Here is a 12,995-nt window from a genome sequence, read left to right as displayed (position 1 = left end):
AAGATCAAAAGATCGCAGCCTGCGGCAGCTCCTACAGGGGAAGTGTGGTGGGTTCATAGGGAGTATTGAATGAAAGCCTGGCGTGGCGTGCTGATCGCCTTGTCGTTCCTGCTGCTCAGTGGCTGTCTGGTGACTTTCAAGGATCCGTTGCCCGCCAGTGAGTCGGCGCCCAAGGGCCTGCTGGGCACGTGGTCGAGCACCAATGCCTGGGGCGAGCCGATGAACCTTGAGTTGACCCGCGTCGGCCATGATCGCTATCAGGCCGTCACCTGGTTCAAGGCCCGGCCCCACGAGCGCGAGGCTTACCCGTTCACGGTGTCGCGCCACGGCAGCCGCTGGTACCTGTCGGCGAAGGTGCCGGCGCGTTACGGTGGCCAATACGCCATTGCCGGTTTCGAACTCACCGACAAACACGAATTGGTGGTGTACAACCTCGACCTCGAACAGATCAATCAGGCGATCAAACAGCAAGCCCTCGACGGCCAGTCGTTCCAGACCGAAGACGATGGCGACGGCGTGCAGGTCGACAGCCGTCTCGACAAGGTCTTTGCTTACCTCGACGATCCGGCCAATTCCGATGTCTTCGTCGAGGCCGCGCGCTATCAGCGCCAGGCCCGCGCCAAATAATTCAGTTTTCTACAGGAGTTTCGGGTGGACGATTACCAGCAGACGATACGCACGTTGTCCGATCGCATTGTGCTGGCGCAGACGCCGATCCGCGTGCTCGATGCGGTGAAGTGGGACGAGAACATCCGCAAGGGCTTTCTCAAGGCCAAGGGCAAGGAAATGCCGGCGGTGGATCGCGACTACTACCTCAATCGGCCGCTGAGTTTCGATTCGAGCAAGGTCAAACTCGAGTTCCAGAACATCGAACGCGACATCACCCGCCAGCTCGGCCAGTTCAACCCGGTCGGGCAGATCATGCGGCGCATGTGCAAGGAATACCGCATGGTGGTGCGCATGCTCGAAGCGCGCGGCACCGAGGATTTCGGCCTGATCTCCCAGGAACTCTACGGCGCCGCCTCCGATGCGTTCCACGCCGGCGACCCGACCCTGGCCGACCTCGGCCTGATGATGTCCGACTACCTGAACAACATCGATGGCCGTGGCGACCTGAAGGACGAGCCGAAAATCCTCACCGCCAAGGATGCCGTGCACCTGCTGCAAACCCGCTTGAACAAGGTGTTTGGCGAGGCCGAGGAAACCATCCGCGTGTTCGAGTCCGACGGCATCGTCGCTGACGCGGCCGCGGGCGCCGATTACATCAAGATCCGCACCGACGCGCTGTTCAACGACCGCGACGTGCGTGCACTGGAAGTCCATGAAGGTCTGGTGCACGTCGGCACCACGCTCAATGGCTTGAACCAGCCGATCTGCACCTTCCTGTCCAAGGGCCCGCCCTCGTCGACGGTGACCCAGGAAGGCCTGGCGATCCTGATGGAAATCATCACCTTCGCCTCCTACCCGAGTCGCCTGCGCAAGCTGACCAACCGTACCCGCGCGATTCACATGGTCGAGGAGGGCGCGGACTTTTTGCAGGTGTTCGAATTCTTCCGCGAACAGGGTTTCGAAATGGCCGAAAGCTACGGCAACGCCAGCCGGGTGTTCCGAGGCTCGACGCCAACCGGTCTGCCATTCACCAAAGACTTGTCCTACCTCAAGGGCTTTATCATGGTTTACAACTACATTCAGTTGGCCGTGCGTAAGGGCAAGCTTGAGCAGGTACCGCTGCTGTTCTGCGGCAAGACCACGCTGGAGGACATGCGTACCCTGCGTCAACTGGTCGATGAAGGTCTGGTGGTGCCGCCGAAATACCTGCCGGAACAGTTCCGCGACATGAACGCGCTGTCGGCATGGATGTGCTTCTCCAACTTCCTCAATCACTTGAGCCTGGACCGGATCGAGGCGGATTACTCCAATATCCTCTGACCACATACAAACCCTGTGGGAGCTGGCTTGCCAGCGATTGCAGTCTGACAGTCAATATTGATGTTGGCTGACCCACCGCTATCGCTGGCAAGCCAGCTCCCACAGGGTCATTTGTTGACACAATTATTGTTTTCAACCCGAATTCTGCGAGGTTTCACCGGATGAGAATCCTCGGCATCCTTTGCCTGCTCCTGACCCTCGGCGGTTGCAGTTCGCTGTTGTTTTACCCCGAGCCGGGCCAGGTCTTTACCCCGGAAAGAGCCAAGCTCGAATACCGCACCGTCACCCTGACCACGGCCGACGGCCTCAAGCTCAACGCCTGGTGGCTGCCGGCCAAGCCCGGTGTCGAGGTCAAAGGCACAGTCCTGCACCTGCACGGCAACGGCGGCAATCTGCCGATGCACTTGGGTGGCAGTTGGTGGTTGCCGAAAAACGGCTATCAGGTGCTGCTGGTGGATTATCGCGGGTATGGCTTGTCCGAGGGCGAGCCGAGTTTGCCGGCGATCTATCAGGACATCGACGCCGCGTTCGCCTGGCTGGATCAGGCGCCAGAGGTCAAAGGCAAGCCGCTGATCCTCCTCGGCCAGAGCCTCGGCGGCTCAATGGCCGTGCATTGGCTGGTGCAGCACCCCGAGCGGCAGAAACAGCTGAAAGCCTTCGTGCTCGACGGTGTACCCGCCAGTTACCGCAGCGTCGGTCAGTACGCCCTCAGCACGTCGTGGCTGACCTGGCCGTTCCAGGTGCCGTTGTCGTGGCTGGTGCCGGACGGCGACAGCGCGATCAACTCGATGCCGCAGCTTAATGGCGTGCCGAAACTGATCTTTCACAGCATCGACGACCCACTGGTGCCAATGTCCAACGCCATCCGCCTGTACCAGGCAGCGCCGCCGCCACGGGTGTTGCAGTTGACCCGCGGCGGCCACGTACAGACCTTCGGCGACCCGGTCTGGCGCCAGGTGATGCTGCGTTATCTGGAAGATCCCGAGCACTTCAACGGCCTGCGCCGCCTCGGCGAGATTCCCAATTATCCGCAACCCCCGAATTCTGAAGATGAGAGTCCGCAATGACTGAAGAACGTAACGCCATCCCGCTGATCATCACCGGTATCTGCAGCATCCTCGGCACCGTTGGTGCCCTGTGGTATTACGGCTACCTGCACTTCGCCAAACCCGAGGATGCGCTGCTGCTCAACGAATTCACCATGCTCAAGACCGTGCCGGGCGAAGACTACAAAGTCTCGCTGGACCCGGCGCCGCAGGTGGCGCAGTGCATCGATGGCGTACTGGTGCTGTTTGACACCGAGCAGAAAGGCCTGACCGGGGTGCTGATCAATGCGCAGAAAAAAGCCGTGCGTTGCATGGGCCAGGAAACCCCGCAGAAACTCGAGCCTTAAACGCAAAAGATCGCAGCCTGCGGCAGCTCCTACATTGGAACGCGATCCCTGTAGGAGCTGCCGCAGGCTGCGATCTTTTGATCTTCAACAAAAAGCCCCGCCTGATTCAGTCAGGCGGGGCTTTTACGTCACTGCGTGTTGCTTAGTTCGAGCTGACCGCCGAACGTGGCACCACTGGCTGGTTGTCGTTGGAAATGGTCACTTCCACACGACGGTTCATCGCACGACCGGAAACGCTGCCGTTGTCGGCAACCGGGTATTCCTTGCCGTAACCCTGAACCACGATGCGCGAAGGATCTACACCCATCTTGATCAGCGCGACTTGTACCGAGGTGGCACGACGCTCGGACAGCGACTGGTTGTACGAAGCCGCGCCGGTGCTGTCGGTGTAACCCTCGACGATCACTTTGCGATCAGGGTTTTCCTGGAGGAACTGCGCCAGTTTGTTGATGTTCACCAGACCGCTGGATTTCAGGTCAGCCTTGTTGGTGGCGAACAGCACGTCACCGAAAGTCACCAGCGTACCGCGATCGGTCTGCTTGGCGTTCAGGCTCTGCTGCAGTTGTTTGATCTGCTGATCACGAGCGTCCAGACGCGCTTGCGCACGTTGCGCGGCAGCGTTTTTCAGGTTGTTCTCAGCGGTGCGCAGGGCGATGGTCTGCTTGGCCACTTCCACGCGCTGGTTGGTCAGGTAGGCCAGTTGGTCAACCTTGGCTGCGTCTTGCTTGTCCAGATAAGCCTTGTCGGCCTTGTCCAGGTAATCGCTGGCGTCCTTGGTTTCCAGGGCAGCGACTTTGCTTGCCTGTGGATTGGCCTGCAGGCCGGCGTAGTTGGTACGTGCCTGCTCCAGGTTCGGGTTAGGCGGGGTGGAGCAGGCAGCCAGGGCAACGCTTGCGGCCAGGAGAGCGGGGATCATCAGTTGCTTACGCATAATTTGTCGTCCTTTCTATCGATAAAAGTTTCAGCTTTGCGATTCGGGATGCGCGCTTACTGCACGGTGCGCTGACTTTCCTGACGCAGTTCCTGAACACCTTTCTGGGAATCCTTCACAGCCTGTTCGGCCTTGGCAGCCTGAGCCTTGCGTTCTGCTACGCGAGCGTCCCATTCGGCTTGCTCGGCGAGGGTGCGAGCCTGTTCATACTTCTTGTCGTGCATGGCGATTTCGGCTTGCTTGAGCTTGTCCTGCGCCTGCTTCATTTCCACAGCAGCGAACTCGGTACCACCGGCGCTGACCGCACTGTTGACCGCCGATTGGGTCACGGCGTACTGCTCGGTTGGCGGGTTACCGGCGCAACCGGCCAGTACGAAGCTGGTACCGATGGCCAGAGCAGCCAGTTTCAGACCGCGCAGGTGGGAGAACGAGGTTTGGGTCTTCATGGTCTTCAACTCCATTGTTTAACTCCTGATAAAACCGAAAATCCATCCTGGTCGAGGAGCCGCAAGCGTCGTGTAAAAGCGCGTTTTTGAAACGCTCGTTCCAGGCGTGGTTACAGCTTCCGACCGAAGGCGTTTTTCAAAAGTTCAGAAAAGATGGCCTATCGCCAAAAGTTTTTTTGACCAAGTCGACAAGGCTCTAAACCGGGAACTTTGGAGGCGGGGAGAGGTACGCGCGGGGTAAAAAGCGTGCGATTTTTGAAGTTCGATACAGTCAATGTGGGAGCGAGCTTGCTCGCGAATGCGGTGAATCAGTCGCTATCAATGTCGGCTGAAATACCGCATTCGCGAGCAAGCTCGCTCCCACAGTTTGATCTATGTTGTGTCAGTGCTTTTGCTTGCCGGCAGCGGCGGACAAATCCTGCAGATGCCGGCGTGAAAGCGCCAGAAACCGCGGCGTCGGACCGACGTCCTCATACAGCGGATCACCTTCTTCATCCGTCGCCACCACCGTCGAACCTTTCACATACGGCAGGCTCGCCTCGAACTCTTCGAGCGCGGCGCCGATCAGTTCGCCGAGCAGTTCTTGCGGATGACGTTTGGGGTACATCTCGGCAATCGCCGCCAGGCGCGCAGCGGCCTCGACGTCCAGATGAATCGTGTAGCCAGTGTCGGTCAGGCGACCCTTGGCGTTTTCTTCCCAATGCTGGGCGAGCTCACGGATTTTCATGATGACCTCATGTCGTACCTGCTCATGGCAGGATCGGGTGAGTGTCCGGCGCGGCCGGCAAGCCGTTGTGCGGCTTACTGTTGAGACTAGCTTCAGGCCGCAAGGTTTAAAGTCCCTTCGTCGTCTGCTTGTAAGAAGCGCCACAGAGCGGCACTCTCTGGGCAAAGCATTCGTTTCTGAGCCGTCCCGATTACCGCTGGAGAACTGCTGATGACCGATATCGATGCACGCTTGCGCGAGGACGTTCACCTGTTGGGTGAGCTGTTAGGCAATACCATCCGCGACCAGTACGGCGAGGAATTTCTCGACAAGATCGAGCAGATCCGCAAGGGCGCCAAGGCTGATCGCCGTGGCTCGATGGACGCCGAACTCAGCGCCAGCCTCAATCAGCTGAGCGAAGACGAACTGCTGCCGGTGGCGCGGGCGTTCAACCAGTTTCTCAACCTGGCGAACATCGCCGAGCAGTATCAGCTGATTCATCGCCGCGAAGAGTCGCAGCCGGCGCCGTTCGAGTCCCGCGTACTGCCGGAACTGCTCGCCCGCCTGCGCAACGAAGGCCACAGCGCCGAATCCCTGGCCCGGCAACTGGCGCGCCTGGAAATCGAACTGGTGCTGACCGCGCACCCGACCGAAGTGGCGCGGCGCACGCTGATCCAGAAGTACGACGCGATTGCCGCGCAACTGGCCGCGCAGGATCATCGCGATCTGACCAGCGCCGAACGCGAACAGATCCAGAACACCCTGCAACGGCTGATTGCCGAAGCCTGGCACACCGAAGAAATCCGCCGCACCCGGCCGACCCCGGTCGACGAAGCGAAATGGGGTTTTGCGGTGATCGAGCATTCGCTGTGGCAGGCGATTCCCAACCATATGCGCAAGGCCGACAAGGCGCTGTATGAAGCGACGGGCCTGCGTTTGCCGCTGGAAGCGGCGCCGATCCGCTTTGCTTCATGGATGGGCGGCGACCGTGACGGCAACCCGAATGTCACGGCAGCGGTGACCCGCGAAGTACTGTTGCTGGCGCGCTGGATGGCCGCCGACCTGTACCTGCGCGATGTCGATCATCTGGCTGCGGAACTGTCGATGCAGCAGGCCAGTGATGCGCTCAAGGCCAAGGCCGGTGACAGCGCCGAACCTTACCGTGCGGTGCTCAAGCAGTTGCGCGAACGCCTGCGTGCCACGCGCAATTGGGCGCATGCCTCGCTCAGCGCCAGCACACCGGCGCCGGCCGACGTGTTGCACAACAACCGCGATCTGCTCGATCCGCTGGAACTGTGTTTCAACTCCCTGCACGAATGCGGCATGGGCGTGATTGCCGACGGGCCGTTGCTCGATTGCCTGCGCCGGGCGGTGACTTTCGGTCTGTTTCTGGTACGCCTCGATGTACGTCAGGATTCGACGCGACACAGTTCGGCAATGACCGAAATCACCGATTACCTTGGCCTCGGTCGCTACGAAGACTGGGACGAAGAACAGCGCATCAGCTTCCTCACCCGCGAATTGAGCAATCGTCGCCCGTTGTTGCCGGCGCATTTCAAACCGTCCGCCGACACCGCTGAAGTGCTCGCCACTTGCAAGGAAATCGCTGCCGCACCGGGCGCCTCGCTGGGCTCTTATGTGATCTCGATGGCGGGCGCCGCCTCCGACGTGCTGGCGGTGCAACTGCTGCTGAAAGAGTCCGGCGTGCTGCGGCCGATGCGCGTGGTGCCGCTGTTCGAAACCCTGGCGGACCTCGACAACGCCGGGCCGGTGATGGAGCGTCTGTTGCTGTTGCCGGGCTACCGCGCAAGGCTGCAAGGCCCGCAGGAAGTGATGATCGGTTACTCCGACTCGGCCAAGGATGCGGGCACCACCGCCGCCGCCTGGGCGCAATACCGCGCGCAGGAGCGGCTGGTGGAGATCTGCCGCGAGCAGCAAGTCGAACTGCTGTTGTTCCACGGTCGCGGTGGCACCGTGGGCCGTGGCGGCGGTCCGGCGCACGCGGCGATCCTGTCGCAGCCGCCGGGGTCGGTGGCGGGGCGCTTCCGCACCACCGAGCAGGGCGAAATGATTCGATTCAAATTCGGCCTGCCGGACATCGCCGAGCAGAACCTCAATCTGTATCTGGCCGCGGTGCTCGAAGCGACGCTGTTGCCACCACCGCCGCCGACGCCCGAATGGCGGCACCTGATGGATGAACTGGCCGCGGACGGCGTAGCCGCGTATCGCGCCGTGGTGCGGGAGAATCCGCAGTTCGTCGAGTATTTCCGCCAGTCGACACCGGAGCAGGAGCTGGGACGTTTGCCCCTCGGCAGCCGTCCGGCCAAGCGCCGTGCGGGTGGGATCGAGAGTCTGCGGGCGATCCCGTGGATCTTCGGCTGGACCCAGACCCGCCTGATGCTGCCGGCCTGGCTCGGTTGGGAAAGCGCGTTGAGCAAGGCGCTGGAGCGCGGCGAGGGCGAACTGCTGGGGCAGATGCGTGAACAGTGGCCGTTCTTCCGCACCCGTATCGACATGCTGGAAATGGTGCTGGCCAAGGCCGACGCTGACATTGCACTGTCGTACGACCAGCGTCTGGTCGAGCCGGACTTGCTGCCGTTGGGCGCACAGTTACGCGACCTATTGTCGCAGGCATGCGCGGTGGTGCTCGGCCTGACCGGTCAGTCGCAACTGCTGGCACATAGCCCAGAGACGCTGGAATTCATCCGTCTGCGCAACACTTACCTCGACCCGCTTCATCTATTGCAGGCCGAGCTGTTGGCCCGTTCACGGCAGCAGAATGTCGAACAGGGCAGCCCGGTGGAGCAAGCGCTGCTGGTGTCTGTGGCGGGAATTGCCGCCGGTTTGCGCAATACCGGCTAAGGTTTTTGCGGTGGTATCAGGCGCCCGGTGCACAGGCCGGGTGCCGCTTTGTGCACAGGCAGAAAGTGCGGGCAGGCGACAGTTAATGATGGGGTTGCGACTTGGGTTACCGCGTCGCAAGGTCGCGGCGGGCGCCGGTTTCTCCGACTTTTGGCGTCTTGTGTGGGCGCAGCCTGCTGTGTATCTTGATCAGCCTTTGGCCGTTTGTGCGGCCACGACCCGTTTTTTTGAGATTGGCCCAAAGAGGCGAATCCCGTTGTTTTCTATATAAAAAATTGAGGAGCACATCGATGCGCGTCATTCTGCTGGGAGCTCCCGGGGCCGGTAAAGGTACTCAGGCTAAGTTCATCACCGAGAAATTCGGCATTCCGCAAATCTCCACCGGCGACATGCTGCGTGCTGCGGTCAAGGCCGGCACTCCGCTGGGCGTTCAAGCCAAGAGCATCATGGATGCCGGCGGCCTGGTGTCGGATGACCTGATCATCGCGCTGGTGCAGGATCGCATCGCTCAACCCGACTGCGTCAATGGCTTCCTGTTCGACGGCTTCCCGCGCACCATTCCGCAAGCCGAGGCACTGGTGACTGCCGGTGTCGAACTGGACGCCGTGGTTGAAATCGCTGTTGAAGACGAAGAAATCGTTCAGCGTATCGCCGGTCGTCGCGTTCACGAGGCCAGCGGCCGCGTTTACCACATCGTCTACAACCCGCCGAAAGTGGCTGGCAAAGACGACGTTACCGGCGACGATCTGGTGCAGCGCAAGGACGACACCGAAGAAACCGTGCGTCATCGCCTGTCGGTCTACCATTCGCAGACCAAGCCGCTGGTGGATTTCTACCAGAAGCTCTCCGCTGCCAACGGCAAGCCGAAGTACAGCCACATCCCGGGCGTTGGTTCGGTTGAAGCGATCACCGCCAAGGTGCTCGAAGCGCTGAGCTGAAAAAGCTGATCCGCTGCATCATCCACGGCCCGCTTGCGGGCCGTAGTTGTTTATACTGACGCCCTTTTTCTCCCACCTGTTTTGGAAACATCGATGAGCACCTTGCTGGCCCTGGACACCGCGACCGAAGCTTGCTCCGTTGCCTTGCTGCATGACGGCAAGGTCACGAGCCATTACGAGGTGATCCCGCGTCTGCACGCGCAGAAGCTGCTGCCGATGATCCAGCAACTGCTGGCCGATGCCGGCACCACGCTGCAAGCGGTGGACGCCATCGCGTTCGGTCGCGGGCCGGGTGCGTTTACCGGTGTGCGGATCGCCATCGGTGTGGTGCAAGGTCTGGCGTTCGCGCTGGATCGTCCGGTGCTGCCGGTGTCCAACCTCGCCGTCCTGGCGCAACGTGCGTATCGCGAACACGGCGTGAGCCAGGTCGCGGCGGCTATCGATGCGCGGATGGATGAAGTGTATTGGGGCTGCTACCGCGAAACGGCTGGCGAGATGCGTCTGGTCGGCGTCGAGGCGGTACTGCCGCCGGAAGTGGCGGCGCTGCCGGGCGATGCCAGCGGTGAGTGGTTCGGTGCGGGCACCGGTTGGGGCTATGGCGAGCGGATCGCGCTCAGCCTGAGCGGCTCGGATGCCGGCATGCTGCCTCACGCCGAAGACCTGCTGACCCTGGCGCGATTTGCCTGGGAGCGCGGCGAGTCGATCCCGGCCGACGATGCGCAACCGGTTTACCTGCGCGATAAAGTCGCTACTCCAAAGGCTCGCTGAGTCCTGACTTCTAGCGGGGGAAGCCTCTGTGGTGAGGGGATTTATCCCCGATCGGCTGCGAAGCAGTCGCTGATTTTGGCGCCGCTTCGCGACCCATCGGGGATAAATCCCCTCACCACATAAGGCTCTCCACAATCCCCCTGCTTATTCCAAATTCTGCCAATCGTCAGTTTCCAACCCTGCGCTTTAAACCTTTTACGCTTTATGTGTTCTAGTTATCACTCGGCGGTTTGCTAAGTCGGTCAAGTGCCGCTAAATTGCCATCATCGATACCGAGCATGAAATTATGCGTATAGACGGCCTTTCCTCTCAGTCCTACCCCATCAAGCGCAAGCCTCGCAAAGGCAATGTGGTGCTGGATGAGTCCGTCGACGATATCGATGGCGAGCTGGAATTCCCGACTGAAGAGCAGCTGGCCGCCCGCGCTGCCAAAGCCTCCGCACAACGCCTGGCCAATCTGCCCGCCCGTCAGCAAGACATGATTTATCACCGCGCCATGAGCAAAAGCGTAGCGATGGCCCTGGCCAGCTACCTGAGCACCGCCGGTTTTGTCGATTGGGATGCGGATGTGCTGGGCCTCGACCTGTACATCTGATGGATCTGCCTTACTACCTCGGTTGTCCGTCCTGGAGTGAAAACGCCTGGCGCGAGTATCTGTACCCCGAAGACGCCAAGACCTCCGACTTCCTCGCTCTCTACTCCCAAGTATTCAATGCCGTCGAAGGCAACACGACCTTCTACGCCAGCCCCTCGCCGGCCACCGTGCAGCGCTGGGCCGAGACCATGCCCGAACATTTTCGCTTCACCGCCAAGTTTCCCGGCGATATCAGCCACAGCGGTGACCTGCGCGATCAGCTGACCGCCGCCGAAACGTTCGTAAATCTTCTCAGCCCGCTCGGCGAACGGGTTTCGCCGCTGTGGCTGCAATTGTCGAAAAGCTTCACCCCGCATCGATTGCCCGAGCTGACGGCGTTCATCGACGCGCTGGACCGGCCACTGGCAGTGGAAGTCCGTCACGAACAGTTTTTCGCCAAGGGCGAGAGCGAGCGCCTGCTCAATCGTCTGCTGCTTGAGCGTGGCGTGGAGCGCATCTGCCTCGATCCACGGGCGCTGTTCAGTTGCCTGTCGACCGAGTCTTCGGTGATCCACGCGCAATCGAAAAAGCCTCGGGTGCCGACCCGTCCGGCGGCGTTCACTCAATGTCCGCAGGTGCGCTTCATCGGCCACCCGGAGCTGGAAGCCAACGATCCGTTCCTCGTGCCATGGGTGGCGAAAATCGCCGAGTGGATTGAAGAGGGTCGCACGCCGTACATCTTCCTGCACACCGCCGACAACGTGATGGCGGCGAAGCTGGCGCAACGTTTTCACGCACAATTGATGCAACGTTTGCCTGGCCTGCCGTCCCTGCCTGAGCTATACAGAGAACCCGCCGCCGAGCAACTCGGCTTGCTCTGAAGGCGGATTTTTCCCTGCCCAGGAGCCTGCCGATGGACGCCCACGCCCTTCAAGAACAAGCCCGCAAAGCCCAGGCCTTCAAGGCTCTGCATGAAGGTGCGGGGATTTTCGTCATCCCCAATCCGTGGGATGCCGGCTCGGCGAAAATGCTCGCCAGTCTGGGCTATCAGGCGTTGGCGACCACCAGTGCCGGTTATGCGTTTTCCCAAGGCAAAGCCGATGGCGCCCTGAGTCTCGATGACACCTTGGCCAATGTCCGGGCAATTGTCGCAGCGACCGATCTGCCGGTGGCGGTGGACCTGGAAAACGGTTTCGCCGATGACCCGGCCGAGTGCGCCAAAAGCTTGCTGCGTGCGGCCGAGGCCGGCGCGGTCGGTGGTTCGATCGAGGACGCCACGGGCCGTGCCGACGCACCGATCTACTGCTTCGAACACGCCGTGGCACGCATCGAAGCCGCCGTCGCTGCGGTGCGCACGCTGCCATTTCCCTTCATCTTGACCGCCCGCGCGGAAAACTACCTGCACGGCAATCCCGATCTCAACGACACCATTCGCCGCCTGCAAGCCTTTGCCGAGGCGGGCGCCGACGTGCTGTATGCGCCGGGTCTGCGCAGCGCCGAAGAGGTGCTGGCGGTGGTGCGCGCGGTGGCACCGAAACCGGTCAACGTGCTGATGTCCGGCGGTTTGAAACTGACCGTACAGGCGCTGGAAGAAATGGGTGTGCGCAGGATCAGCACCGGTTCGGCGCTGGCTTTGGCAGCGTTCGGCGAGTTTTTCCGCGCGGCTGAAGAGATCCAGCAGCGCGGTACCTTCGGCTTCACTGCGCAGTCGATGCCGTACGCCCAGGCCAATCAGTTCTTCAAAGACTGAGTATGGGCCGCTGGATCGCGCTGTCGGTACTGTTGATGATTGCTGGTGCCATGGTCAGCGTCTGGCGCGGCTGGGTCGCCGTGCCGGCCGAATGGAATCCGTGGGCGCCGCTGGACGTGAAGGCCGCGCCGAACTGGCTGACCGGTTTCAAGCTGATGCGCCTGCGCGGCAATCCCGAGTTATGCGCACAAGTGCTCAGCAACTCGGGTCTGCGCATCACCGCGCAAGCCGACAGCCCCGACGCCAAGTGCCCGCAGATCGGCGCCGTGCGCGTGCAGGGCGGCGAGGTGGCGCTGAGCAGCAGCTTCCTCGCCAGTTGTCCGTTGGCGGTGGCTTACGCGATGTTTGAACGGCACACCCTGCAACCCGTCGCGCAAGCGCTTTACGGACAGCCTGTGGCGCGGCTCGATCACCTTGGCAGCTTTGCCTGCCGTAATGTCTACAACCGCGAGAGCGGGGCGCTCAGCCGCCATGCCAGTGCCGATGCGCTGGACATCAGCGGTTTTCGGCTGGCGGACGGGCGCAGCGTCAGTGTGCTCAAAGACTGGCCGAAGCAAAATCAGGACGCGCAGTTTCTGCGCCAGGTGCGCAATGGCGCCTGCGAGGCATTCAGTGTGGTGTTGAGTCCGGATTACAACGCCGCCCATCGCAATCACTTTCATGTCGATGTCGGGCGCTGGAGCGTGTGTCGCTGAGGG

Annotated in this window: 14 protein-coding genes; 11 read left to right on the top strand and 3 right to left on the bottom strand. The window is 61.3% G+C overall.

Features of this window, described 5'->3' with window-relative positions:
• Positions 1-69 precede the first annotated feature (69 nt).
• The 4 genes from AB1J88_RS15255 to AB1J88_RS15240 all read left to right on the top strand — a co-directional run bounded on the left by AB1J88_RS15255 (position 70) and on the right by AB1J88_RS15240 (position 3,322).
• The gene (locus AB1J88_RS15255; protein WP_430291386.1) at positions 70-627 is read left to right on the top strand and encodes a hypothetical protein; all 558 of its coding nucleotides are present in this window, start codon (positions 70-72) and stop codon (positions 625-627) included.
• A 24-nt stretch (positions 628-651) separates the two neighbouring features.
• The gene (locus AB1J88_RS15250) at positions 652-1,929 is read left to right on the top strand and encodes a flavohemoglobin expression-modulating QEGLA motif protein (protein ID WP_003222055.1); all 1,278 of its coding nucleotides are present in this window, start codon (positions 652-654) and stop codon (positions 1,927-1,929) included.
• 161 nt (positions 1,930-2,090) lie between these two features.
• On the top strand, positions 2,091-2,996 hold the full coding sequence (locus AB1J88_RS15245) for an alpha/beta hydrolase (RefSeq protein WP_041063273.1): 906 nt from the start codon (positions 2,091-2,093) through the stop codon (positions 2,994-2,996).
• Complete coding sequence (locus AB1J88_RS15240) at positions 2,993-3,322, top strand: hypothetical protein (RefSeq protein ID WP_007964217.1); 330 nt, start codon at positions 2,993-2,995, stop codon at positions 3,320-3,322. Before AB1J88_RS15245 ends, AB1J88_RS15240 begins: the two co-directional genes overlap by 4 nt.
• Positions 3,323-3,464: 142 nt before the next feature.
• Here AB1J88_RS15240 and AB1J88_RS15235 read toward each other — a convergent pair whose 3' ends face one another.
• The 3 genes from AB1J88_RS15235 to AB1J88_RS15225 form a co-directional block, all read right to left on the bottom strand.
• The gene (locus AB1J88_RS15235) at positions 3,465-4,253 is read right to left on the bottom strand and encodes an OmpA family protein (RefSeq protein WP_041063276.1); all 789 of its coding nucleotides are present in this window, start codon (positions 4,251-4,253) and stop codon (positions 3,465-3,467) included.
• 56 nt (positions 4,254-4,309) lie between these two features.
• Positions 4,310-4,714 carry a DUF4398 domain-containing protein gene (locus AB1J88_RS15230; protein ID WP_007964219.1) on the bottom strand — a complete coding sequence of 135 codons (405 nt, stop codon included), beginning with the start codon at positions 4,712-4,714 and terminating at the stop codon, positions 4,310-4,312.
• Positions 4,715-5,081: 367 nt separating this feature from the next.
• The gene (locus AB1J88_RS15225) at positions 5,082-5,426 is read right to left on the bottom strand and encodes a pilin assembly protein (protein WP_086792187.1); all 345 of its coding nucleotides are present in this window, start codon (positions 5,424-5,426) and stop codon (positions 5,082-5,084) included.
• A gap of 210 nt (positions 5,427-5,636) precedes the next feature.
• Here AB1J88_RS15225 and ppc point away from each other — a divergent pair, with 210 nt between their 5' ends.
• The 7 genes from ppc to AB1J88_RS15190 all read left to right on the top strand — a co-directional run bounded on the left by ppc (position 5,637) and on the right by AB1J88_RS15190 (position 12,992).
• A complete protein-coding gene (ppc, locus tag AB1J88_RS15220; protein WP_430291384.1) occupies positions 5,637-8,267 on the top strand; it encodes a phosphoenolpyruvate carboxylase in 2,631 nt (876 codons plus the stop codon).
• A gap of 290 nt (positions 8,268-8,557) precedes the next feature.
• Positions 8,558-9,205 carry an adenylate kinase gene (adk, locus tag AB1J88_RS15215; RefSeq protein WP_025112233.1) on the top strand — a complete coding sequence of 216 codons (648 nt, stop codon included), beginning with the start codon at positions 8,558-8,560 and terminating at the stop codon, positions 9,203-9,205.
• Positions 9,206-9,298: 93 nt separating this feature from the next.
• Positions 9,299-9,973, top strand: coding sequence for a tRNA (adenosine(37)-N6)-threonylcarbamoyltransferase complex dimerization subunit type 1 TsaB (gene tsaB / locus AB1J88_RS15210; protein ID WP_430291383.1), 675 nt, complete (start codon positions 9,299-9,301; stop codon positions 9,971-9,973).
• A gap of 286 nt (positions 9,974-10,259) precedes the next feature.
• Positions 10,260-10,568: a hypothetical protein gene (locus AB1J88_RS15205; RefSeq protein ID WP_086792184.1), complete on the top strand. Its 309-nt coding sequence runs from the start codon at positions 10,260-10,262 to the stop codon at positions 10,566-10,568.
• A complete protein-coding gene (locus AB1J88_RS15200) occupies positions 10,568-11,428 on the top strand; it encodes a DUF72 domain-containing protein (RefSeq protein ID WP_041063287.1) in 861 nt (286 codons plus the stop codon). The genes AB1J88_RS15205 and AB1J88_RS15200 overlap by 1 nt, the downstream gene beginning before the upstream one ends.
• Positions 11,429-11,460: 32 nt before the next feature.
• Positions 11,461-12,297: an isocitrate lyase/PEP mutase family protein gene (locus AB1J88_RS15195; protein ID WP_430291382.1), complete on the top strand. Its 837-nt coding sequence runs from the start codon at positions 11,461-11,463 to the stop codon at positions 12,295-12,297.
• A gap of 2 nt (positions 12,298-12,299) precedes the next feature.
• Complete coding sequence (locus AB1J88_RS15190; protein ID WP_430291381.1) at positions 12,300-12,992, top strand: extensin family protein; 693 nt, start codon at positions 12,300-12,302, stop codon at positions 12,990-12,992.
• Positions 12,993-12,995: the final 3 nt, after the last annotated feature.

Origin of the sequence: Pseudomonas sp. S8 (assembly GCF_050473925.1) — a bacterium.
GTDB lineage: Bacteria > Pseudomonadota > Gammaproteobacteria > Pseudomonadales > Pseudomonadaceae > Aquipseudomonas > Aquipseudomonas parakoreensis.
This window is presented reverse-complemented; position numbering and strand designations above follow the sequence as displayed.

Bases quoted from the DNA above. Each gene is read 5' to 3' on its own strand.
- AB1J88_RS15255 (WP_430291386.1), top strand. From the start codon at position 70: ATGAAAGCCTGGCGTGGCGTGCTGATCGCCTTGTCGTTCCTGCTGCTC.
- AB1J88_RS15245 (WP_041063273.1), top strand. From the start codon at position 2,091: ATGAGAATCCTCGGCATCCTTTGCCTGCTCCTGACCCTCGGCGGTTGC.
- AB1J88_RS15240 (WP_007964217.1), top strand. From the start codon at position 2,993: ATGACTGAAGAACGTAACGCCATCCCGCTGATCATCACCGGTATCTGC.
- AB1J88_RS15235 (WP_041063276.1), bottom strand. From the start codon at position 4,253: ATGCGTAAGCAACTGATGATCCCCGCTCTCCTGGCCGCAAGCGTTGCC.
- AB1J88_RS15230 (WP_007964219.1), bottom strand. From the start codon at position 4,714: ATGGAGTTGAAGACCATGAAGACCCAAACCTCGTTCTCCCACCTGCGC.
- AB1J88_RS15225 (WP_086792187.1), bottom strand. From the start codon at position 5,426: ATGAAAATCCGTGAGCTCGCCCAGCATTGGGAAGAAAACGCCAAGGGT.
- ppc (WP_430291384.1), top strand. From the start codon at position 5,637: ATGACCGATATCGATGCACGCTTGCGCGAGGACGTTCACCTGTTGGGT.
- adk (WP_025112233.1), top strand. From the start codon at position 8,558: ATGCGCGTCATTCTGCTGGGAGCTCCCGGGGCCGGTAAAGGTACTCAG.
- tsaB (WP_430291383.1), top strand. From the start codon at position 9,299: ATGAGCACCTTGCTGGCCCTGGACACCGCGACCGAAGCTTGCTCCGTT.
- AB1J88_RS15205 (WP_086792184.1), top strand. From the start codon at position 10,260: ATGCGTATAGACGGCCTTTCCTCTCAGTCCTACCCCATCAAGCGCAAG.
- AB1J88_RS15200 (WP_041063287.1), top strand. From the start codon at position 10,568: ATGGATCTGCCTTACTACCTCGGTTGTCCGTCCTGGAGTGAAAACGCC.
- AB1J88_RS15195 (WP_430291382.1), top strand. From the start codon at position 11,461: ATGGACGCCCACGCCCTTCAAGAACAAGCCCGCAAAGCCCAGGCCTTC.
- AB1J88_RS15190 (WP_430291381.1), top strand. From the start codon at position 12,300: ATGGGCCGCTGGATCGCGCTGTCGGTACTGTTGATGATTGCTGGTGCC.